21 protein-coding genes are annotated in these 21,397 nt (G+C 66.2%); 10 read left to right on the forward strand and 11 right to left on the reverse strand.

Going from position 1 to position 21,397, the window contains the following annotated elements; genetic code table 11:
* Positions 1-2: 2 nt before the first annotated feature.
* The gene (locus Q2T94_RS16315) at positions 3-1,058 is read right to left on the reverse strand and encodes a glycosyltransferase (protein ID WP_302265750.1); all 1,056 of its coding nucleotides are present in this window, start codon (positions 1,056-1,058) and stop codon (positions 3-5) included.
* Positions 1,055-2,167, reverse strand: a complete 1,113-nt coding sequence (locus tag Q2T94_RS16320; RefSeq protein WP_302265752.1) for a glycosyltransferase — start codon at positions 2,165-2,167, stop codon at positions 1,055-1,057. Before Q2T94_RS16320 ends, Q2T94_RS16315 begins: the two co-directional genes overlap by 4 nt.
* Positions 2,168-2,652: 485 nt before the next feature.
* Here Q2T94_RS16320 and Q2T94_RS16325 point away from each other — a divergent pair, with 485 nt between their 5' ends.
* The 6 genes from Q2T94_RS16325 (at position 2,653) to Q2T94_RS20595 (ending at position 6,187) form a co-directional block, all read left to right on the forward strand.
* Positions 2,653-2,991 (forward strand): hypothetical protein, encoded by a 339-nt coding sequence (locus tag Q2T94_RS16325; protein WP_302265753.1) that lies wholly within the window; start codon positions 2,653-2,655, stop codon positions 2,989-2,991.
* Between the two features lie 4 nt (positions 2,992-2,995).
* Positions 2,996-4,102: a hypothetical protein gene (locus Q2T94_RS16330; RefSeq protein ID WP_302265754.1), complete on the forward strand. Its 1,107-nt coding sequence runs from the start codon at positions 2,996-2,998 to the stop codon at positions 4,100-4,102.
* A 46-nt stretch (positions 4,103-4,148) separates the two neighbouring features.
* Positions 4,149-4,406 (forward strand): DUF4235 domain-containing protein, encoded by a 258-nt coding sequence (locus tag Q2T94_RS16335; protein WP_302265756.1) that lies wholly within the window; start codon positions 4,149-4,151, stop codon positions 4,404-4,406.
* 30 nt (positions 4,407-4,436) lie between these two features.
* Entirely contained in the window at positions 4,437-4,634 is a 198-nt protein-coding gene (locus Q2T94_RS16340; RefSeq protein WP_264269331.1) for a hypothetical protein, read from the forward strand.
* 175 nt (positions 4,635-4,809) lie between these two features.
* The gene (locus Q2T94_RS16345) at positions 4,810-5,733 is read left to right on the forward strand and encodes an SDR family oxidoreductase (RefSeq protein ID WP_302265757.1); all 924 of its coding nucleotides are present in this window, start codon (positions 4,810-4,812) and stop codon (positions 5,731-5,733) included.
* A 40-nt stretch (positions 5,734-5,773) separates the two neighbouring features.
* Positions 5,774-6,187 (forward strand): DUF6480 family protein, encoded by a 414-nt coding sequence (locus Q2T94_RS20595; protein ID WP_367281553.1) that lies wholly within the window; start codon positions 5,774-5,776, stop codon positions 6,185-6,187.
* A gap of 390 nt (positions 6,188-6,577) precedes the next feature.
* Here the strand turns inward: Q2T94_RS20595 and Q2T94_RS16355 are convergent, their stop codons facing one another.
* Together Q2T94_RS16355 and Q2T94_RS16360 are read right to left on the reverse strand one after the other, a co-directional pair.
* Positions 6,578-7,252, reverse strand: a complete 675-nt coding sequence (locus Q2T94_RS16355) for a response regulator (protein ID WP_264269333.1) — start codon at positions 7,250-7,252, stop codon at positions 6,578-6,580.
* The gene (locus Q2T94_RS16360; protein ID WP_302265759.1) at positions 7,249-8,682 is read right to left on the reverse strand and encodes a sensor histidine kinase; all 1,434 of its coding nucleotides are present in this window, start codon (positions 8,680-8,682) and stop codon (positions 7,249-7,251) included. The genes Q2T94_RS16355 and Q2T94_RS16360 overlap by 4 nt, the downstream gene beginning before the upstream one ends.
* A 144-nt stretch (positions 8,683-8,826) precedes the next feature.
* On the opposite strand from Q2T94_RS16360, the gene Q2T94_RS16365 reads away from it, so the two are divergent.
* Positions 8,827-10,236 (forward strand): TrkH family potassium uptake protein, encoded by a 1,410-nt coding sequence (locus tag Q2T94_RS16365; RefSeq protein WP_302265760.1) that lies wholly within the window; start codon positions 8,827-8,829, stop codon positions 10,234-10,236.
* 110 nt (positions 10,237-10,346) lie between these two features.
* Here Q2T94_RS16365 and Q2T94_RS16370 read toward each other — a convergent pair whose 3' ends face one another.
* From Q2T94_RS16370 to Q2T94_RS16400, 7 genes are all read right to left on the reverse strand, one after another.
* Complete coding sequence (locus tag Q2T94_RS16370; protein ID WP_264269336.1) at positions 10,347-11,159, reverse strand: alpha/beta fold hydrolase; 813 nt, start codon at positions 11,157-11,159, stop codon at positions 10,347-10,349.
* 97 nt (positions 11,160-11,256) lie between these two features.
* Complete coding sequence (locus tag Q2T94_RS16375) at positions 11,257-13,788, reverse strand: DUF6493 family protein (protein WP_302265762.1); 2,532 nt, start codon at positions 13,786-13,788, stop codon at positions 11,257-11,259.
* Positions 13,785-15,287, reverse strand: coding sequence for an SWIM zinc finger family protein (locus Q2T94_RS16380; RefSeq protein ID WP_264269338.1), 1,503 nt, complete (start codon positions 15,285-15,287; stop codon positions 13,785-13,787). The genes Q2T94_RS16375 and Q2T94_RS16380 overlap by 4 nt, the downstream gene beginning before the upstream one ends.
* A 62-nt stretch (positions 15,288-15,349) precedes the next feature.
* Positions 15,350-15,664, reverse strand: coding sequence for an antibiotic biosynthesis monooxygenase family protein (locus Q2T94_RS16385; protein ID WP_264269339.1), 315 nt, complete (start codon positions 15,662-15,664; stop codon positions 15,350-15,352).
* Positions 15,665-15,791: 127 nt separating this feature from the next.
* The gene (locus tag Q2T94_RS16390) at positions 15,792-16,238 is read right to left on the reverse strand and encodes an SRPBCC family protein (protein ID WP_302265765.1); all 447 of its coding nucleotides are present in this window, start codon (positions 16,236-16,238) and stop codon (positions 15,792-15,794) included.
* Between the two features lie 27 nt (positions 16,239-16,265).
* Positions 16,266-17,234 (reverse strand): TIGR03086 family metal-binding protein, encoded by a 969-nt coding sequence (locus Q2T94_RS16395; protein WP_264269341.1) that lies wholly within the window; start codon positions 17,232-17,234, stop codon positions 16,266-16,268.
* A gap of 20 nt (positions 17,235-17,254) precedes the next feature.
* Positions 17,255-17,554, reverse strand: coding sequence for an ArsR/SmtB family transcription factor (locus Q2T94_RS16400; protein WP_264269342.1), 300 nt, complete (start codon positions 17,552-17,554; stop codon positions 17,255-17,257).
* 160 nt (positions 17,555-17,714) lie between these two features.
* On the opposite strand from Q2T94_RS16400, the gene Q2T94_RS16405 reads away from it, so the two are divergent.
* From Q2T94_RS16405 to nadB, 3 genes are read left to right on the forward strand one after another with little or no spacing between them, the layout of a single operon-like run.
* Positions 17,715-18,443 (forward strand): NUDIX hydrolase, encoded by a 729-nt coding sequence (locus Q2T94_RS16405; RefSeq protein ID WP_302265768.1) that lies wholly within the window; start codon positions 17,715-17,717, stop codon positions 18,441-18,443.
* A complete protein-coding gene (gene nadA, locus Q2T94_RS16410) occupies positions 18,440-19,708 on the forward strand; it encodes a quinolinate synthase NadA (protein WP_302265770.1) in 1,269 nt (422 codons plus the stop codon). The genes Q2T94_RS16405 and nadA overlap by 4 nt, the downstream gene beginning before the upstream one ends.
* A complete protein-coding gene (nadB, locus tag Q2T94_RS16415; protein WP_302265771.1) occupies positions 19,705-21,396 on the forward strand; it encodes an L-aspartate oxidase in 1,692 nt (563 codons plus the stop codon). The genes nadA and nadB overlap by 4 nt, the downstream gene beginning before the upstream one ends.
* Position 21,397 lies beyond the last annotated feature (1 nt).

Below are 21,397 nucleotides of genomic sequence, written 5' to 3' on the forward strand. Positions count from 1 at the left end.
GTTCATGCCACTGCCGCTTTCAGGCAGGCGGCAAGCATCGCCTCCAATGCGTCGGCGAAGCTTGCTGGGCTGACAAACAGGGCATCGGCCAGGGCACCTTGGGTCGTGCCGACGGCGCGTTCCAGCAGGGACGGCCAGTCTGCGGGTTCCTCCCACGATCCAAGCATCGGGATTCCCGCGACGCCTTCGAGGGCACGGGCAAAGTGGAGTTGCTCGCCATGAGGCCTTTCCTCCGGGACCAGCATGACCGGTCGCCCAGAGGCAGCAGCTGCTGCAACGGCGTTGTGGCCCGCTGAGCTGATGACGAGGTCGGCCGCGGCCATCGCCCGGCCGGGGTCGGGCACAACTCCGTGCAGCAGCAGGTTTTCCGGCAGCCTCGTCCCGTCCTCTTCCACTGCCCCGGCGACCTCCCATAGCCATTCGGGTGAGGCCGCGGCCGCCGCGGCCAACCGCCGTGCCGGAATCGCCGAGGCAAGTGAGGTCTGCACCAGCACTCGACGGCGGCCCGATGGCGCTGCAGCGGGGTCGCTCGGCGCAGGCAGGGACCCGGGCACACCCAGATAGTGGCTCTTGTTGCCGAACACCGCCAGATGGGAGGGATCCTCGAGTGTTGCGGGAAAATAGCCGAAGATGGCATCGGCTACCTCGTAGGCCAGTTCGTGTGCCCGGTCCCGGCGCTCCCCGGGCATGCGGCGGAAGGCGACGGGATAGCCGCTGAGGCGGGCAAACAATGCCACCTCCACGGATACATCGACCATGACAACATCCGGGACAAACCGTGCCCACGCCCGGTTCAGCATGGCAAAGCGCTCTTGGATGCCAGGGCCGACCGGGGCATAGTGCAGCGGGTCTCCGGCCCGCATCTTGCCGGGGTGTTGCAGGGGCCCGGCGTCGGCCGGCAAGGCGACGTAGTCCAGTTCACCGAAGAGCAGGTCGCGGCGGCGTTCCCCGGTGCTGGCCACCTGCAAATCCACTCCCTCCAGCTCCGCCAGCCGCTGTGCATGGCGCAAATGTCCGGTGCCGTGGTGGTGGGCGTAGTAGGAGACCCTGTAGTTCACGAAAACCGTCCCAAAGCGCGGTGCGGCACGGGTGCAACCGAACGCAAATGCCCTTCATAGGCATCGATCATGGAATCCAGCGAGAAGGTGCGGGCGCTGTCCCGCACCTTCGTCCGCTCCAGGTCCTTGGCCAGGATGACAGCCCTTGCAAGCGCCTCGGCGTCATGGCCCGTGGCCAAGACCCCGGAGTCTGCGGTGATGATTTCGGCCATCGCCCCGGAGGGCAGCGCTGCCACCGGGGTGCCGCATGCGATCGCCTCCAGGGTGGTGAGCCCAAAGGGTTCTTCCCACAAAGGCGAGGAGATGAACACCTGGGCCGTGGCAACCATGGTGCTCAGGTCCCGTTGGTCAAGGTGCCCGAGGTAGGTGATGTCCGCATCCAGTTCCGGTTCAATCAAGGCGGTGAAGTAGTCCCGGTCCTGCACCGGCCCTGCGATCCTCAGCTTCATGTTGGCTGCCCGGGCGGCCGCTATGGCCAGATGGGTTCCCTTTTCCGGGGTGATGCGCCCGGTCCAGGCCGCGGTGCCCGGAATCGACTCCGCGTCGGAGTGCCAGGTTTCCAAGGCGATGCCGTTGTGGACAACGTCGATCTCCGGCAGCCACCGGCGCCACGCGCGGGCGTTGGCGTGTGAGACTGTGACGTGGCGGTGCATCGGGTCCGGTGTCCACCCCGGGGTGCCAAAGATTCCTGCCAGTCTCGGCAAGACCGGGGTATGCAGGACATGCAAGGTCGGTATTGCGGCCAGGTCCCTGTGGGGTATGGGACTGAGCGAATTGTTCAGGACGACGTCGAAGCGTCCCGCTCGGATCCGTCCGGTGGCCTGCGCCATGGCGCCGTCCAGCATCAGGTGTTGCCGGTTTCGCCCGTCGCTTTCAGGATAGCCCTCCACGATGTAGGAGCGAGCCAGTACGGATTCGACACGGCATGTTGCCTCGCTGCCCGTCTTGGCAAAGAGCGTGACCTGGTGGCCTCGGTCGGTGAGGCCCCCAACCAGGTGTGCGGTGTGCGATTCCATGCCGCCGGCAAAGGGCGGGACGATCGCATGGTGCAGGTGCGCCAGGACTGCGATCCGCAAAGGGTCGCCTGCTGGGCGGGTATCGAGAATCATTTACGCATCCGCATTGAAAGCTGTCTCCTTCGTTCAGGCACCGGCCGGTGGATCACGTCCACACAGGGCATCGTGGAATCGTGGTGTTCCGTCAGGATATGGTCACGAGTCGGGACTCGGATAGCTTTTCGCAACCCGTCGGAGGAAACCACGGACGCGTCGTGGGTGGCCGGCGGTTCGTATCGGACGGTGACTTGGCAGCAGGACTGCGCGCTTGGCCACGTGCCAACCATTCGAATCGCTTGGAGGCAACCCAACCCCAGGGCGACAGTCGAAGCGGGAAGGACCCTTGTCACCATGGCAGTACGTGCAGATTCCTTGGCACGGCCCCACAAGGACAGTAGCGTGGGGAACGCGACGTTGGGTTGGAAGCTGCGGGCACATGGCCGGGGGAAATCGGTTGGAACGGACCTCCGGTCCGGAACGTAAGTCGCCCACATCGCCACCAGGCACGTGAAATCCTGAAGCAACGAAGGAGGCACCACATGTCAACGACACCACGGAATCAAAGCTCCGGGCACGAGGACGAATACCCCGAGGACGCCTCGGGGCCAGGCACCGATGGGTTGTCCGAGGTGGACTCCCTCGACGGGCCCGAGGACCCCGGCACCGTCGACCCGTTTCAGGACCCCGACTACCTGGCCGAGCAATTGCTGGGAGCTGACGATGTCCAGCCGGGGACCGGGGACACCGCAGCCCGTGACGTGTCCTCCGAAGGACAGGACGGAACCCGCGCGGCCCAGCCGGACGCCGGTGACCTTGAAGCGGACGGCTCGGGATCCGACGCGTCGTCGGGGGACGAAGACCGCTTCGACGCAGGGTAGCCCGATGTCCACGCAGTCGGCCCGCAAGACCGTCGTCGGCCTGATAGCTGACACCGGAATGCCGCTGTCCCTGGCCGTGTCGCTGAAGGACTCGCTGCCCGCGCAGTTGGTATCGGACTTGGACAACGGTGCGGGCTGGGAGGTGGAAGTCGCCGAATTCTCGCTTCCCTTGGCCGGTAACGGCGAGGTTGAACTCAATGCCCACTCGCGCCAATTGCGCGAAGCGGGCGGTTGGGACTACTTGGTGTACCTGACGGACTTGCCACAGTATGAAAGGGGCGAACCCCTGGCATCCAGCGTCAACGCCGGCTCCGGATCCGCCATTGTGGTCTTGCCCGCATTGGGGATAGTCCGAAAGAAACGGTTGCAGCGTGCCGTGGTCCAGGCACTCGCGGCCCTGCATGGGGTCGGGGATCCCTACTTGCGGGACGACGGGCGGGTATTGCCGGCCGTGGACCCCTTTTCCCTTGAGCGAAGGATCGAGGCCGCCAAGACGGACGACGATGCCTTCGAAACCGTCAAGGGCATAATGGGCAGGTTGCTGCTGCTCATCGGCATGGTGCGCAGCAACCGACCGTGGAGGCTGGTGCCCAGCCTTTCCTCGGCGATGGCCGCGGCCTTGGCTACGGGTGCATTTGGCGTTTTCTACACCAACATCTGGACCATGGCGGACTACCTCCCACCCCAGCGCCTTGCCATCATCAGCCTGCTTTCCGTTGTGGTGATGGGTTCGTGGCTGGTGTTGCATAACAAGCTCTGGGAACGACCCGTCGGGAATCGCCACCGTGAGAAGCGTGTCATTTACAACCTGGCGACATTGATGACCATTGCCTCGGCGATTCTCCTGATGTACCTGGTCTTGTTTGCCATCATCCTCACCGGCGCGCTGATCATCATCGATGCCCGCTTCCTGGCCATGGAATTGGGCCATGAGGTGGGGTTCGGGGAGTACCTGAATTTGTCGTGGCTTTCGGCATCCCTGGGCACCATTGCCGGAGCCGTCGGATCGAGCTTGGACAACGAGGAATCCGTGCGGAAGGCGACCTTCAGCCAGCGTGAGTACGAGCGCCGGCAAATCACCTTGGACAAGGCCACGGACAGCGAGAACTGACGAGGCCGAACGAGGCCAAACAGAAGCAGACAACGAAGGAGAAAAAATGAAACTGGTCACCAAGGCCCTGGCAATCGGCATCTCGATCATTGCCGGACTGGTCGCGGCAAAGATCTCAGGCGCCATCTGGAAAGGGGCCACCGGCGAGCAGCCGCCGAACGTCACCAACCCAGAGGCCCAGCAACGGGCAAAGATCGGCAAGGTACTCGCCTTCGCTGTCTTCTCCGGCGCCAGCGCATCGGTCATCCAGGCCGTCACCAAACGCTGGACCCAGAAACTCGTGGAAAAAAAGCGCACCCTCTAGACCACGCAAAAAGAGACAAGGAGATCGACCATGGAACGACACGAAAATGATCGGCACGACGTGACGGGGCAGCCGCAGGAATCGGACGAGGACGAAATGCCCGACGCCGGTGAAGTTGATCGGCCTTCGACGGAAGAAGAGATCCAACCGGGGATCAACCAGGATCTGGGCGCGTCGGAGGCTTCCTCCGAGACGCAGGAGGAAGCCTCCGGTTCCGACAAAGAGTAGGGAATCGACCAAAATGAACGCCCCTGCGTACATGGTGGCCGGAAGCCGGGCCTGCCTCCACGAGGACCATCGCCCTGCCATGGCCAAGCGTGTGCGCATTCATTGAACCCCCAAGGGGTTTGCCCTAGCGTGAACCGTACGAGCATCAAAGTCCACGACGACAGGAGGATTTCCCATGGATGAGCGTGAACCCAATATTCCCGATTCCGAGGCCCAGCTTTCTCTGGACAACCCGGTGGAACGGCACCCCCGGATCTCACCGCCCAAACAGGACCAACCCGAACCCGGGCTTGATGCAAAGCTGGAACCGTTGGCGGACCACGGTGAGGAGTCCTACGTCGGGACCGGGAGGCTCAAGGGTCGCAAGGCACTGGTCACGGGCGGAGACTCCGGTATCGGTGCGGCAGTGGCCATCGCCTTCGCCAAGGAAGGTGCGGATGTTGCCATTGCCTACCTGCCGGCCGAAGCCGAAGACGCGCGCAAGATCATCGCGGTGATCGAGGCGGAAGGAAGGATTGGCATCGGCCTTGCCGGGGACCTGCTCGATGCCCAATACCGCAACTCGCTGGCCGACGAGGCTGCGGAGAAACTGGGCGGATTGGATATTCTGGTGAACAATGCAGGCAAGCAAATTGCCATCGAGAACCTTGAAGACCTGGACGACGAGCAAGTCATGCAGACTTTCCAGGTCAATATCCTGGCCATGTTCACCATCACCCGCGCAGCCCTCAAGCACCTCCCGGCCGGTGCCAGCATTATCAACACGACCTCGGTCCAGGCCTACGACCCGTCACCGACGCTGTTGGACTACGCCTCGACGAAGGCGGCGATCAACGCGTTCACCAAGGGACTGGCAGTGCAACTGGCACCTCGCGGCATCCGCGTGAACGCCGTGGCCCCCGGTCCCATTTGGACGCCGTTGCAGGTCTCCGACGGCCAGCCGAAGGATGCCTTGCCGAAGTTCGGTCACAACGTACCGCTCGGCCGGGCGGGGCAACCCGTCGAACTGGCCCCTGCCTACGTCTTCCTGGCGTCTGCCGAGTCCAGCTACGTGGTCGGGGAAACGCTGAACGTCAACGGCGGCAAGTCGACTCCCTGAGCCCGTTCTCCGGGCGGGCAAACCACGAGGAGAATGCACCATGGATAAATACGGCCTTCCCACGGGAGGGGAGCCAGAAGCCGAAACGCACGGGAGCGAAGTCGAAGCTGATCCGTTGAACCTTCAGCCGGACGATCCCGAATGGTCCGATATCCACGATGAGCCCGACGCTCACGCCGGAAAGGCAACGGCCCGACCCACAGAGGCCGAAATCGACATCGACAGACAGGAAAATACCGCGATGGGCAACAAACCAGCCTTCGACCCAAAGAACGAACCGGCGCCGGAGTCGGACGAATCGGCCGTATCTGAAACCGTTGAACCCGGGGCCACATCCAACCCCGATCCGGTCAAGCAAAAAATCACAGGCCTGGAACCAGGAGGCGGAGTCCCTCCTGGCGAGACGCCCCCGGGTGAGGGAGCGATGAGCCAGGACCAGGGACACGACGAGTAGCCGCTCACCACGCGTGCCGTTAGGGCCATGTTTTGTCCTTGATCGGAGCCCGGGCTCCGGTCGAGGACAAATTCGTGCAGGGGAGCGAATTGGATCTTGCCATCACGGTGAAGTGTCCCAAGGTCCGTGCCCGCGAAATATGAGCCGGCCAATTCTTGTGTGCCGGGCACACAAGCAGAAGAGGCCGTGGCCCGGCACTGGCAGACTGCTGCCGGGTGCGCGGCTTTCGGAGGCACAACAGGGGACCTAAGGCGTCGAACGGGTGGACTGGAGCAACCCCGGTGGCGGAGTCGCCGGGGGAGGCGTTGCCCCTGCCCGTTTCCTGTTTCCGCAGGTCACTCCCACAGATTGGCGCCGTCAACTCCGCGGGAGCATACGGCGCATCACAAGCTATGTTTCGAATCGGTAGCCCATACCTGGTGCTGTCAGGAGATGCCGGGGGTTTGCAGGGTCTTCCTCGAGTTTCCGTCTGAGCTGTCCCACGTAGATGCGCAGATAGTGGGTTTCCTTTTCGTAGAGCGGCCCCCAGACCTCGCTGAGGATCTGTTGCTGGGACACCAGCCTTCCCCGGTTTTCGACGAGTAATTGCAGCACGCCCCATTCACGCGGAGTGAGACGAATTCGGTGGCCTGCACGGGAGACTGTCGCAGCCATCAAGTCGATCTCCAGATCGCCCGCTTCCACCGTCCCGGCCTCACGGACGGGCCAGGAACGCCGCTCGACGGCGCGGAGCCTGGCCAAGAGCTCATCCAGGCCGAAAGGCTTGGTGACGTAGTCATCGGCCCCGGCATCGAGGGCTTCGACTTTGTCCGAGGAGCCATGGCGGGCCGAGAGCACGATAATGGGCAGTTCCGTCCAGGCGCGCAGCCTGCGGATGACCTCGGTGCCGTCCATGTCCGGCAGCCCGAGGTCGAGCACCAGTACGTCCGGGGGCTGGGAAGCAGCTGCCCGCAGCGCTTTGGCGCCGTCGGGTGCGGTCGTGACGGCATAGCCTTCGGCCTCAAGATTGATCTGCAGGGCGCGGACGAGCTGGGGTTCATCGTCTACCAGCAGGACATTTTTCATTCGTCGTCCTTGAACGATGCCAGGCCGGTGTAAAGCGGCAGCCTGATGGACATGGTGAGGCCGCCCCCGGGCGTTGGCTCGGCCACGAGTTGACCCTCCATGGCCTCGATAAAGCCCTTGGCCACCGCCAGTCCAAGGCCGATGCCTGCATCGGGGGACGCGTCGTCGAGTCGCTGAAAAGGCTGGAACATTGCCACGACCTGGTCCGCGGGCACGCCGTCGCCATGGTCCACGACGCGCAGTTCACCAAAGGGACGGCCGTCAGGCCAGACATGCAGACTGCCGCCGGCCGTGGCGCGCACCACAATATCGGTCCCGGACGCGTACTTCACGGCGTTTTCCACGAGGTTGGCCAATGCCCGCTCAAGCAACCCGCGATCCGCGTCCACCGGTGGCAAGTTGGGGGCCAGTTCCGCACGCACGGCCCCGTCCGGCACCCCGGCAAGCGCTTCGGGAACAACTTCGAGCCACGTGACGGGTTCGTGCAGCACCTGGACGCTGTCGCTGGAAAGCCGCGACATGTCCAATAGGTTCCCCACCAGTCCCTTGAGCCGGTCCGTGAAGCTCTGAACCGCGTCCAGCATCTCTTCCTGCTGCTCCACGCTGGTCTTGGACCGCTGACGGCGCAGCGCGGTCAGGGCGAGTTCGATACCGGCCAGAGGGGTTCGCAGGTCATGGGAAACGGCCCGCAGGATCGAGGTCTTGACCCGGTTTCCTTCGATGAGCTTGATCGAATCGCGTAGCCGAAGGATGAGCCGCTCACGCTCCAACAACGCCGCAAGATGTGCCTCATAGGCGTTTAGCAGGCGCCGATCACCGCCGGTCGGCGCCGATTGGTTCAGCCCGACTGCCAACCCGGGACGAGGTCGGTCAAGGGTGGTTGCGGCGTCCGGACACTGCGGCGCGTCCGGACACTGCGGCGCGTCCGGACCGGACGAGGCACGCAGCCGCCACAAGCCGTCACCAACGCCTTCGAAGACGCTGACCCCGTTGAGCTGGAACTGCCCGCGCAACTGGTCGAGGAACTCCTCCGAACTTTGGTCGCCCGCCAGGGAGGTGCGGGCCAACTCGCTCAGCGTGGCCGCCTCTGCGCTGGAGAGGGCTGCTGCCCGGGACCGGCGGGCGGAGAGCCCCACGACCAGGGCCACGGTAATCCCGACCCCCAGATAGACCAACAAGACGAAAAAGTCCTGGGGGTCGTTGACAGTCAAAGTTCCCACCGGATGGGTCACGAAATAGTTCAGGAACAAGGCGTCCAGCACCGCCGCAAGCACCGCCGGCCCCAGGCCTCCGAGGAAAGCCACGACTATCACCGAGCACAGCCGTGCCAGGGCATGGGTGGCCAGGTTCAACTCGTCGAACGGAGAGAGCAGGAAGGTCATTGCCGCCGGCAGGACAAGCGCTAGAAGATAACCCGACAAGGTGCGCATCGGGTCCTGCCTGGAGGCGGCGGGACCCGCCTTCCCGATGCTTCTGCCGCGGATCATTCACCCATTATGCCCGACGGCCACGAATCTTTACGGGACCCTTACGCCAAACCTAGCCGGGCGTCCATCGGCCGGAGGTAACGTCGAATGGTGTTGTTGCGTGCCTCGAAAAAACCGGTCCCGAAGCGGGGCAACCCTTGGGCGCCGGCCCGCTGGGTCGGATTCCTGAAACGGGTGGTGCTGCACCCGGTACGCATTGTTCCCCTCGCCTACCTCTGCATGATTTCGATCGGCACACTCCTGCTGATGCTTCCCGCAGCACGCACCGAGGACGCCGGTGGAGGGTTCATGCCGGCGTTGTTCACCGCCGTCTCGGCGGTGTGCGTGACGGGACTGATCACCGTGGACACGCCAACATTCTGGACGCCCTTCGGGCACACCGTCATCCTCGGACTCATCCAGGCCGGCGGATTCGGCATCATGTCGCTCGGAACACTCCTGGCACTGATGCTTCGGAAGAAGATCGGCCTCCACGGACAACTCGTTGCACAGTCTGAAACCCATACCCTCAACCTGGGCGACGTGCGGGGTGTGCTTTTCCGGGTGGCCCGGATCATGCTCCTCTTCGAGGGCGCCACGGCCATCTTCCTCGCAGGCAGGTACTGGATCGCCTACCAGGAGAATCCCCTCGAGGCCCTGTGGCACGGCGTCTTCCATGCGGTCTCGGCCTTCAACAACGCAGGCTTCGCCTTGTACAGTGACAACCTCATCGGCTTCGCTCAGGACCCTTGGATCATCATCCCGATCTGTCTGGCCCTGATTTCCGGCGGCCTGGGGTTCCCCGTGCTCATCGAGCTCAGGCGGCAGGGATTCAGGTTTGGGTCGTGGACCGTCCACGCCCGTCTGACCATCTATGGCACCGTCGCTCTCCTGTTCCTCGGAACACTCATGTTTGCCGCCGTCGAATGGAACCGGCAGGAAACCCTGGGCGGATTCTCCCCGGGAGGCAAGCTGCTCGCTGCGGTGGCCGGTGGGGTGTTCCCCCGAACCGCCGGCTTCAATAGCATCGACTACGCCGCCGCCGCGTCCGAAACGCTTTTCATCACCGACATCCTGATGTTCATCGGCGGCGGCAGCGCGGGCACGGCCGGCGGCATCAAGATCGCCACGTTCCTCGTGCTGGGCTACTCCATCTGGAACGAGGTTCGCGGCAACGGGCAGGTGAACATCGCCCACCGCAGCATCTCTTCCTCGGTGCAGCGCCAGGCCCTCACCGTCGCACTGCTCGGTGTCGCCGCGGTCATCATTGGAACGCTCCTGCTGCTCACTTTTACGGACCACACACTGGAAAAGACGCTGTTCGAAGCGACCTCTGCCTTCGGAACCGTCGGCCTGAGCGCCGGTATCACCGCGGGCCTGCCGACGAATGCCCAATTGGTACTCATCGTCCTGATGTTCCTCGGCCGGATCGGCACGGTCACCGTGAGCACCGCACTGGCTCTCTCCCTCCGGCCCAGGCTCTTCCGGCTACCGGAAGAGCGGCCCATCATCGGCTGACCCAGCGGGCTGCGGCTGACTTCCGCGGAGCCCGCCGGCTCATCTCCGGTGCAGCCGCGCCAGCGGCAGCGCGACCCGGTGAAGGACCCGTGGTGCAGCACCCGCGGGGATCAGGCCTCCAGGAAAGCGACAGCAGCGTTCTTGAACTCGCGGCTGGTCACCGCGTTGGCGTGGTCGCGGCCGGTGAGCCAGAGGATCGACTTCTCGGTGTCGCGGGTGGCGAGCAACTCGGTGAGCCGCGGCATGGTGGTGGCCAGCGAGTCGCCGTCTCCGGCAACCAGCAGCGTGGGCATGGTGGGAATCATTTGTTCGGGGGAGAAGGGCTCGGTCTTAATGGCCTGGATCATGCTCATGAGCGAGAACATGTCGTTGGATTCCACGGTTTGGGCCATGCGCAGCAAGTCCGCCGTAGATTCGTCGGCGATCGAGGTGCCGTCGGCCAAATAGAGTTGGGCGGCGTTCAGGTCAAAGGAGGCCAGCGGGTCGATGCTGGCCGGACCGCCAAGCACCAGCCGGTTCACCAGTTGCGGCTGGGTGCCGCCGAATTCCCATGCCAGGCGGGCGCCGAGGGAATAGCCGACCAGATCGACGCCGCTGAGTGCGTCGCTTGGCGAGAGCGTGGTGACCCCGTGGTCCATCAGTAGCTGCAGCAGGTCCGCGCGCATCCGGCTGGGCGTGTAGGCGTCCAGGTCCTCGGGAGCCGGGGAGGTGCCGTGGCCGGGCAGGTCCACTGCCAGCACCTTGCGTCCGGCCTCGGTGAGGCTGCGGATCCATCCGGACTTCACCCAGTTCAGGACGCTGGAGGAGGCAAAGCCGTGCAGCAGGACCACCGGTCGCAGCGTCGTGGAGGAGCCGGGCTCGTAGACGGTCAGGCCCAGGGCGTTGGCGGTGCCTTCGACAAGGTGCTCGTGTGTGGATTCCATGAGGCAGATCCTTCCAGAATAGTGGTGGCTTGGCGAGTTGCTTCGACGCTCCGGAGGTGAGCGGGGCCGGCACCCGCCGCTCCATGTGGAGCACCTGCTACAGCGCCAGGAGTCCTTTGGCGTTCCGTGCCGCGATAGAGGTGCCCCAAAAACCCTTCAGCCAGGCGCGCAGTTCGGCGGACTCCGGCGGGACATGCGCACGGATGCATTCCTCCAGATACACGCCCAGGAGCTTGCCGACACCATGCTGGGCACGTTCCAAGCGGGGCAGCAAATGGGCCAGCACCTCCCGGGTCGCGGTGGCCGCGGAGCCGGAGATGCCGGCGGCATCTGCCAACGACGCGGCCCAGCGAGAAAGGACGCATGCCCGGGCACAGTGCGCCAGGGCTGCGGCAAACGGTTCGGCTCCCATTCGCTCCGGAATCGCCAGCGCGAACAGCTCGGAGGCACGGATACGGACCTCGGCTCGCTGGGCGGCCAGGCCCAAGGCCAGGAGTTCGGCGGTCGGCCCCTCCCACCGTCCGGCATGCACTTCCAGTGCGGCCAGGACAGCATCCTCCACCTCGGGGTCCGGCGTCTCCATCGCGCGGTTCAACCAGGAGATGGACGCGGCGGCCAGCGAGAGGGTGCTGGGCGGGAATGCCATCGCGCTTTGGCGGATTTCCAGTGCGGAAGCAACCTGGAAGGCATCGGCGGCGGACGGAATGATGCTGGGGAACTCCGCCGACGCCCGGCCTTGGGGACCTGCGTCGGCCTTGACCTTCCACCAGGTGTAGCTCCGCAGCTTCCCGCCATCCTTGAACGTTGAGGTCTCGGATTTCCAGCGGAGGCAGAGTGTGGCGGGATGCCCCTGTCCCGCAACTGCCAGTCCCGCCTCCAGCAGGTGGCCGTCAATGGCAAAGGGCGCGCGGGCCCGTGCGGCGGCCACCCACCAGGCTGCGTCGTTGATTGCCGCCGGCGGGCCGCCCAATGCGTACGCAATGGCGTTGCCGGCCTCCGTGCCCGCGGGGCGGACATCGGCCTTTTGCAGTTGTTCGAGTGCGGCGGGACGATTCTCTGGTGCCAGGCGCAGCAATGCGGCCAGGGTATCGAAACGAAGGGGATCCCTGCCTGCCGCGTCGTTGGCCAGGAAACGGGCCACCAGTGCGGCGGGCTCGATCCAGCCGCATGTTGCGGTGGGCGTCGCCAGCAGTACCCGGTGCTCCGCGCGTTCCTGCAGGATCTCTATGACTTCCCGCACCCGTTTGTACAGCACCGGAACGATCGAGCGGTCTTCGGGCCACGAAACCTTCGACTCCTGGTCTTGCCCCGAGCGCCGCGCGCGCGTCGGCGGCCTGAACCTGAAGTCCGGATCGGCACCGGCAAAGATCAGTTCCGCCACCACGTTTTCGTTGTTCCCGCCGAGTTTGGCCGCGCGCCGGGCCAGCGGGCGCAACAGCTCGCATGCATCCCGGGAGGCCAGCCGGGACAGCGCCAATTCGAAGGCAACCGGGTCGCCCGGATTTTCCAGGAGCATCGCCAGGTGCTCCTGCATCTCGGACTCGGCCCAGTCGGGGACCGGAACGGGGTGCGGCCACGGCGGTTGGCGCGGCACCTCGGCAATGCTCGTTCCCGCCGGGGAGGCGAGGGTAGCCGGGGATCCGGAGGAAGCGGCCCGGGGCAGGCGTGCTGCGAACTCGATGGACACGGCGGGCGACAAACCCGGCGACCCGGCACGCAGCAGGTCATCCCGGCCGAAATCCGCCAGCAAGGCGGTGGCCGCCCGCTGCACGTCGTGGTGTGGGTGGTCCATCCCCGCTTGGGCGGCGGCAAAAAGCCCGGTCCCGGCAATCCCTGCAGCGTTGCCGGCCATGGACCGAAGAATGGCCAGGACCTTCAGCGCCGAGGTCTTGGGGGCGGCCAGGGCGGGCGCGGCATGGCGGATGAACCCCTCGGAATCAAGCGTTCCCGCCCGGTGCAACAGTTGTGCCTGCCGCACCGCCAGTGCCGTGGTGGCGGAATTGTTCGAGGCCAGCAGGCGGAGCAGCTCGCCCTGGTTGTTCCGGGCCTCGGCGGCGTCGGGCGCCAGGGCGTCATGCAGCCTGGAAAACCAGCCGGCGCGGTAGGCGGAGAAATCCCGGTTCAACGCCTCGAGGCAGCTGCGCAGCACGCGAGATCGCTCGAGGGTTCCCTCGGCAACCAGCGCCAGGATGGTATCCGTCCAGGTATGGTTCTCGTCGCTGTACTTGTCGACGTTTGCCAGGGAGATCTCACCGCCGCCCTCCACTTCGAAGAACCGCCAGAAAACCTGTTCGCGCAGGTAGTCGTCGTGCCTCAGCATGAACTTCCGGACCCCGCCGGTGTCGGAGCGTCCGCCGAGGTGGCCCACGGCCGCCAGGACGTAGTCGTCGTCGTGCACCAATTGCACGCAGTGGAAGAGTTCGGCCAGCCGCACGGACACAAAGTCCCGGCGCTGCGTCCATCTCCTGGACAGCTCCCGGATGTCTTTCTCGGCGTACGCCGCGGGCTCGGCGGGGTCGGTGACCTTGAGCAGCTGCTCATTCAGGGACGCCAGATCGGTGCCCGGCCGCCCAACCAGGGTATCGAGGTCCTGGTCGAATTCCCACCACTGGTAGGGCCGCCGGCTCACGGTTCCAGCCCGTCTGGCACCTGGGGTGTGCGGGATGCACCCGTTGGCGGAAACCCGGTCTCCGGCTGCGCGATGCGGGCGGCCAGGATGTGCTTGCAGGGGCCGCGCCCGTCGCGGTGGGTCGCAAACCAGGGGCAGCTGCAACTGTCGGTTCCGCCGTCCCGCTGGCGCACCACGTACTCGTTGCCACCCGAATGCACCGTGAACCCACGGACGTCCGCCCCGCCGCGCGGTTCGCCCCACGCGGCCGACAGGGGCCGTACCGCGCCGAGGGAAGCCAGCCGTTGCGCGTCGGCCAGGCGGGAGTTCAGTCCCGTCGCGAAGGCGGTGTCCAGGGGCAGGGGGCGATGGAAGTAGAATCCTTCGGCGACGTCGAAGCCGACCTGCCCGGAGATTGCCAGCACCGCGAGCGCGTCCGTCACCGCAGGAATGCGGAGCCCTGTTCGCCGGCCCAGATCCGGGATGTCGATGGAGGAATCGAGGGCCAGGGCAGAATCGAGAAGCAGTGCATTCCGGGGAGCCGAGTCGGAGGACAGCCGGTGCAACACCCCGCCCTCGCCGGAAAACCCGCGCGACTTCCCGGGGCTGAGCGTCAGGCTCAGGCGGGCGCCGGGCATGTCCAGCACCCAGCAGCTGGCCGCGGGAAGCGAGTCGGCATCGATGTCCGGTCCGTAGGCGCGCAGGCCCGTGGCAAAACGCAACAACGGACCCAGGGCCAGCAGGCGTTCGGGACCGGCGAGGCACACGGCACCCCGGGCGGGCCGCGAGGCCGTGCGCAGAGATCGGGCGGCCCGGGCGGCCCACAACACCGTGCCGGTGGAGCTGGTGCGGGGCAGGGACCCGATGAAGCGCTTGGCTTCCGCGGGCCCCAGCTCGTGGCGCAGTTTCATTGCGGTGCCCGAGGCCTGGACCTCGCACAGGCCCCTGAGCCAGCGGTTCGGCAGCTCGACCCGTTCCTCGGTCCGCTCGGAATCCATGGTGCGCACCCGAACGTCGGCTTCCCCGATGGCAAGGTGCAGGGGCTCGCCGTGGCGCAGCCCGGCCAGAGCCTGTCGCAGGGGTGGGTTGATGTCGATGTTCGTCACTCCGCTGGCCGTGAACTCGGTGTCCAGCGACGCGGCCGGGATATCGAGCCGGGCGTGGACACCGCAGCAGGCGCTGAAGGATTCGAAGCGCAATCCCGCGGGCGTCGAGGTGATAACCGGATCCGCCGCGCGCAGGATGGCGGCAAGCATTCCGGGCGGCACGTAGAACCGGGTACGGGCTACCCTGGCCACCACGAGCAGGGCCTGGGCCACGGCCAGGGGATTCGCGGGGAACCCGGCGTAGAAATACGGATGGGCAACCGGCGTTCGGCTCGCGTCCATCCCGCCGCTGGTGGCCAGGTGCATGCGGGCCGTTCCCGCCTGGTCTTCCAAGATCGAGACCCGGCCATACCGGTAGCACTGATCGACCGACTGCCGGCCGGGAAATTCCGGGTTCGTGAGGGGTGTGCTCATGGACGGGTCACCTTCTCGCGATGGCCACCTGCGGGAGGCCGCGTGGGCTCATTGGTCCCATGCTAACCGAGACGGTCGGCCGATAGGTGTTCGATGGCCTCGAAATGTTCGACCACCGGGAACGGCTCGTAGAAGCGATGCAGCAGGCGCTTCCATTCGAGGTAGTTCGCCGAACCCCGGAAGCCAATGGTGTGGGCTTCGACCGACTCCCAGGAGACCAGCAATAGGAAGTGGTTGGGGGTCTCGATGCTGCGTGAGAGCTGCAGGCCGAGGAAGCCGTCGGTGGCGGCGATGAGCGGGCGCGCCTGTTCGAAGGCGGCCATGAATTCCTCTTCCATTCCGATGATGACTGGCAACAATGCGTGTTCGGTGATCATGTTTCCCAGTCTGCACCAGTGGCGCGCCCCGACGCGAAACGGAGTCGCGGACCTGCGTGTCCGCGCCACAACGCCGCTGCGCCCACCACCCTGGCAGGGGAGCCGGGCGGGCGCAGCGACCTGCGGGTCAGCGGTCCGCTGCTCCGGATTCGAGGAGCTCCTTGAGCTTCCTCAGGTCCTTGCCCATGGCATGGCGCATCAAGGGGGCCATCAGGAAGCCGGCCACCTTGGAAAAACCTGCCGGCTCGCCGGTGTTGGCCAGCACCATGCGGGTTGCCGAACCCTCGTCGTTCCACGTGTAGGTGGTTTGCATGGGGAAGGGGCCCTGGGCGGTGCGCATGACCAGCCTGCTGCCGGGCACCCATTCGACGAACTCGTAGGTGTACTTCAGCTCGCGCCCCAGGAAGCGGGCACCGAAATCCACGAGCGTGCCCACACCCACCGGCGGGCCGCCGCGGTGAACGGCCGAACCGATGTTTGCGTACCACGTGGGTGCATTGTTGGGATCGGCCGCGAACCCGGCAACGGCCGCCCGCGGCCGCTGGATCACGATCTCGCATTTGACGTCGACCATTGCTGCTCCTGAGGTGTTCCGGCCCGCTCAGCGGGCGGAAACTTCGCGGCCGGTGAAGGCCACGAGGCGTTCGAGGCTGGCTGCGGATTCGTCGACCAGGGTCTCCTGGGCAAAGCTGGCGCCGCGCATCTGCGGGCTGATGGTGTTGCGGGCCAGTGAGAGGACGTAGTCCGAGAGTGCGGGGGCGACGTCCAGTTCGGCTCCGGTGGCCGTGGCCAGGTCCCAGGCGTGGACCAGGAACTCGAGGTTCAGGATGTTCGCGACCATGGTTGCGGGCAGTTCGGCGAAGCCCATGTCGATGGTGCCCTCGAGCCCGCGCTTGGTGAAGGCCTCCAGCGTCGACTGGGCGGCGTCGGCCACTCGGGCCTCGGCCGAGGCGGAGGGGTCATCGAGCAATTCCAGGCCCAGGGCCTTGCCGATGCCGCTGACCGAACCGACCAGGTGGTCCACCAGCTGGGTGACGCTGAAGTTCTCGCACGGGGTGGGCAGGCCGTTGTCGGCCGGCTTGAGCTGGTGCAGGACGCGCTGGGCGATGGCAAGGGTTGCCTCGGCGCTGGTGAGCTCGTTGAGCGGATCGGGGACCGCTGCCCAGTCGTCGGCACCGGCGTCGCCGTCGGTCACGAAGCGCACCAGACGGTCCATGAAGTGGTTCCAGCCCTCGGTGTGCCCGGCGACTTCCTCGGTGGCCAGACCCTCGTGCAGCAGGGTGAGCCGGGTGCCGCCCTCGGTCGGCTCCAGGGTGATGGTGACCGTCGAGGTGTCGGACGCGGAGCCTTCCCAGCCCCAGTCGAAGACCAGGCGCTTGCCGGGCTCGACCTCCTTGACCTGGCCGACAGCGGAATGCCCGGGGGTGATGGTCCAGCGGTATTCGCCGCCGGCACGCAGGTCCATGCGTGCGGCGACGGTTTGCCAGCGGCGCAGCCGTTCCGGCCGGGTCACCAGTTCGAAGGCGGCCTCGGGATCGAGCGGGAGGAACACGGATTTTTCGATGGACATGGGGATTCTCCTTGGGGTGTTCATGAATTCGGGCCCGTGGCCTCGGCGACCAGCAGGTCCAGCTCCGAAGTCCAGAAGGACTCCAGCGCCCGGCGCAAGGTGGCCATCCCGGAGGGATCAAGCCGGTAGTACCGGTTTCGGCCGTCTTTCCTGGCCGTGACCAGCCCAACTTCTGCCAACAACAGCAGGTGTTGGGAGATGGCCGAGCGGGTCACGGGGAAGTGCTCGGCCAGTTTGCTGACGGTGTGTTCCCCGTCGGCAAGGATGTGGAGCAGGGCGCGCCTGGTGGGCTCGGCAGCGGTTTCCAGAACGTCAGGCACAAAAGATACGTTAGCGCTCGCTAACGCATTGCGCAACCCCCCTTGCTGCCAGGAGCTTCGACTTGTCGCCGACCTTCCGCGTCACAGGGCTTGTGGCGGGCCGCGGCGCGCCGTATTCTTAGTTCTGGTCAATATGACACTAACTAGGAAGGTGGACCGGTTGCAGTTTTCGAATGTGGCGGAACGCCGCGAACAACCACCGGCGCTTGCCGTGTCCACGGTCATCTTCTCGCTGCGCGACGACGAGCGCACCGGGCGCAAAAGCCTGTGGCTGCCCCTGGTCCGCCGCACCCGCGAGCCGTTCCGCGGCCAGTGGGCACTTCCCGGCGGCCCCCTGGGGCCCCGCGACTCGCTTGTCGACGCCGCGGCGAACAACCTGCGCGACACCACCGGGCTCATCCCGCGCTACCTAGAACAGCTTTACGCGTTCGGGGACCTGGACCGCTCGCCCACCCGCCGGGTCGTCTCCATCGTCTACTGGGCGCTGGTCCGCGAGGACGACCCGCACGACACCGCCACCTCGGTGCTGCTCGATGACCCCAACGTCGCCTGGTTCCGTGCCGATGACCCCGAGGTCCTGGGGAACCTGGCCTTCGACCACCGCCAAATCATCGAGTATGCGTTGTGGCGGCTGCGCAACAAGGTCGAATACGGCTCCATTGCCCATCGGCTGCTCGGCGAGCGCTTCACCCTCGCCCAGGTCCGCGAGGTCTATGAAGCGGTGCTGGACAAGGCACTGGACCCGGCAAACTTCCGCCGGACGCTGCGCAGCACCCCCGACATCGAGGAAACCGACGAATTCCTCGCCGGCGGCAAGCACCGCCCCCCACGCCTTTATCGCTACACCGGCTCAACCACCCATCCCCTTGAGAGCGAGAACATCTCATGAGCAGCATCCCAGCCACCCTGCAGACCCTGAAGCTGGTTTCACCCGAAGCCAGCTGCAACACCGACCTGACCAAGGGTCCCTGGCTCTTTGACACCGGGGAGGCCGCGTACGGCCCGGGGTCCTCGCAGGAAGATGTGGCCCCGGCCGACACCCCGCGGCAGGGGGACATCCCCTCCGAATACCGCGAGGCCTCCGACGAGGAACTCACCGCCCGCATCCTGGCGGCCAAGGAAACCCTCGGTGATTCCCTGGTGGTCCTGGGCCACCACTACCAGCGCGACGAGGTGGTGCGTTTCGCCGACTACATCGGCGACTCCTTCCAACTGGCCAACGCGGCATTGACCCGTGAACAGGCCAAGTACATCGTCTTCTGCGGCGTGCACTTCATGGCCGAGACCGCCGACGTGCTCTCCACGGATGAACAGAAGGTCATCCTGCCCAACCTGGCCGCCGGCTGCTCGATGGCGGACATGGCCGACGAATCCAGTGTCGAGGAATGCTGGGAACAGCTCATGGACCTGTATGCCGACGAGTCGGACGCTGACGGCTTGGCCTCGGTGATCCCCGTGACCTACATGAACTGCTCGGCGGCGCTGAAGGCGTTCGTGGGCAAGCACGGCGGGATTGTGTGCACCTCCTCGAACGCCGCCACGGTGCTTCAATGGGCGTTCGAACGCGGCCGCCGCGTGCTCTTCTTCCCCGACCAGCACCTGGGCCGCAACACCGCCAAGGCCATGGGCGTGCCGCTGGAGCAAATGCCGATGTGGAACCCGCGCAAGCCGCTGGGCGGCAATGAAGCGGCCACCCTGCTCGACTCGAAGGTGATCCTCTGGCACGGCTTCTGCTCGGTGCACAAGCGTTTCACCGTGTCCCAGATCGAGCGTGCCCGCAAGGAGCACCCAGGCGTGCGGATCCTGGCGCACCCCGAATGCCCGATGCCGGTGGTCGACGCCGCCGACGAGGCAGGCTCCACCGACTACATCCAGAAGGCAGTGGCCAACGCCCCTGCCGGATCGGTCTTCGGCATCGCCACCGAAATCAACATGGTCAACCGGCTCGCTGCCCAGCACCCCGAGCACACCATCTTCTGCCTGGACCCGGTCATCTGCCCGTGCTCCACCATGTACCGCATCCACCCCGGCTACCTCGCCTGGGTGCTCGAGGCACTGGTGGACGGGGTCGTGCTGAACCAGATCAACGTACCCGCAGGGATCGCCGCCGACGCGAAGGTGGCCCTGGAGCGGATGCTGGCGGCACGGCCGTGAACGCCACCGGGCTGGTGGTCGTGGGCTCCGGCGTTGCCGGGCTCTACGCCGCGCTGACGGCCGCCGTGCGCGGGCTGGACGTGGTGCTGCTGACCAAGGACGCGCTCGCCGACTCCAACTCCTGGTATGCCCAGGGCGGCCTGAGCGCCGTCGGTCCGGCCGGGGTGGCCGCCGGCGACTCGATCGCCAGCCACATTGCCGACACGCTCACCGCCGGGGCGCAGCTCAACGATGCGGACGCGGTGGCCATCATGTGCACCTCCGCGTGGGGACATGTGCAACGGCTCATCGGTGCGGGCGCCGAGTTCGACACCGACGCCTCCGGCACCTTCGCCCTGGGCCTGGAGGCGGCCCACGCCCACCCGCGGATCCTGCACGCCGGCGGGGACGCCACCGGCAAGGGCCTGGCCAGTGCGCTGATCGCTGCCTGCCGCGCGCAGCAGGCAGCCGGACGGCTGGAAATCCGCGAACACGCATTCGTCACCGAATTGCTGACCGAGGAAAACCCGTACGCGGAGGCCGGATCCGACCGGCAGGCCACCATGGTCACGGGGGTGCGGGTGCTCGGAGGCGAGGGACAGAGCGATGAACTGCACGCCGAGGCCGTGCTGCTGGCCACCGGCGGTGCCGGACAGCTCTTTGCCGCCACCACCAATCCGCACGGTGCCACCGGAGACGGGGCCGCCCTGGCCTACCGGGCCGGTGCCGTGCTGGCCGATGCCGAATTCATCCAGTTCCACCCCACGCTGGTCAGCCCCGGCGGCTTCATGGTTTCCGAGGCCGTGCGCGGCGAAGGCGCGGTGCTGCTGAACGAACGCGGCGAGCGCTTCATGCAGGCCGTCCACCCGGATGCAGAGCTCGCGCCCCGGGACGTGGTGGCCCGCGCCATCCACGCGGTGCGCGCCCAGGGCGGCACCGTGCACCTGGATGCCCGCGCCGTCGAGGCGCGGCACGGTGCGGGGTTCCTGGCCCGCCGCTTCCCCTCCATCACCCGCGAACTGAAGAAGCTGGGCTATGACCTGGCCGCCGAACCGGTGCCGGTGACGCCCGCTGCCCACTACTGGATGGGCGGGATCCTGACCAACGACACCGGCGCTTCCACGCTACCCGGGCTCTTTGCGGCGGGCGAGACCGCATGCACCGGGGTGAACGGCGCCAACCGGCTGGCCTCCAACTCGCTGCTCGAGGGCTTGGTCTTCGCCTGGCGCACCGTGGTGAACCTGCCCTCCGACCTCGCGGCCGCCACCGCCCTGGCCGCTGCGGTGGCCAACAGCGCAGGCATGAAGGTGATGCCCACCCGGCCTGCGGGAGCCGGGAACTTCGAGTATTCCGGCAGCGACCCGGCGGAAACCGCCACCGCGGACATGGAACTGGCCCAGCTGCAGGAACTGGCCCAGCTGCACCTGGGCGTCGATCGCACCGCCGAGGGGCTGCGCAGCGCCTTGGACCGGTTGGCTTGCTGGCGAGTGACCGGCAACGACCGGGCTTCCCGTGAGCGCGCCAACCTGCTCACAGTGGCCACCGTCGTGGCCACTGCAGCCCTGGAACGGGAAAACTCCATCGGCGCGCACTACCGCAGTGACGCCATCGCGGCCCCGCAGCCGGTCAACGGGCACCTGCCCCGCTTCGGCCGCGCCCTGGCCGCGACAGCCGCCACCCAGAACCTAAGGACCAAGACCCTTGTCTAAC

This window comes from Paeniglutamicibacter sulfureus, from assembly GCF_030512175.1.
Taxonomy (GTDB): Bacteria; Actinomycetota; Actinomycetes; order Actinomycetales; family Micrococcaceae; genus Paeniglutamicibacter; species Paeniglutamicibacter sulfureus.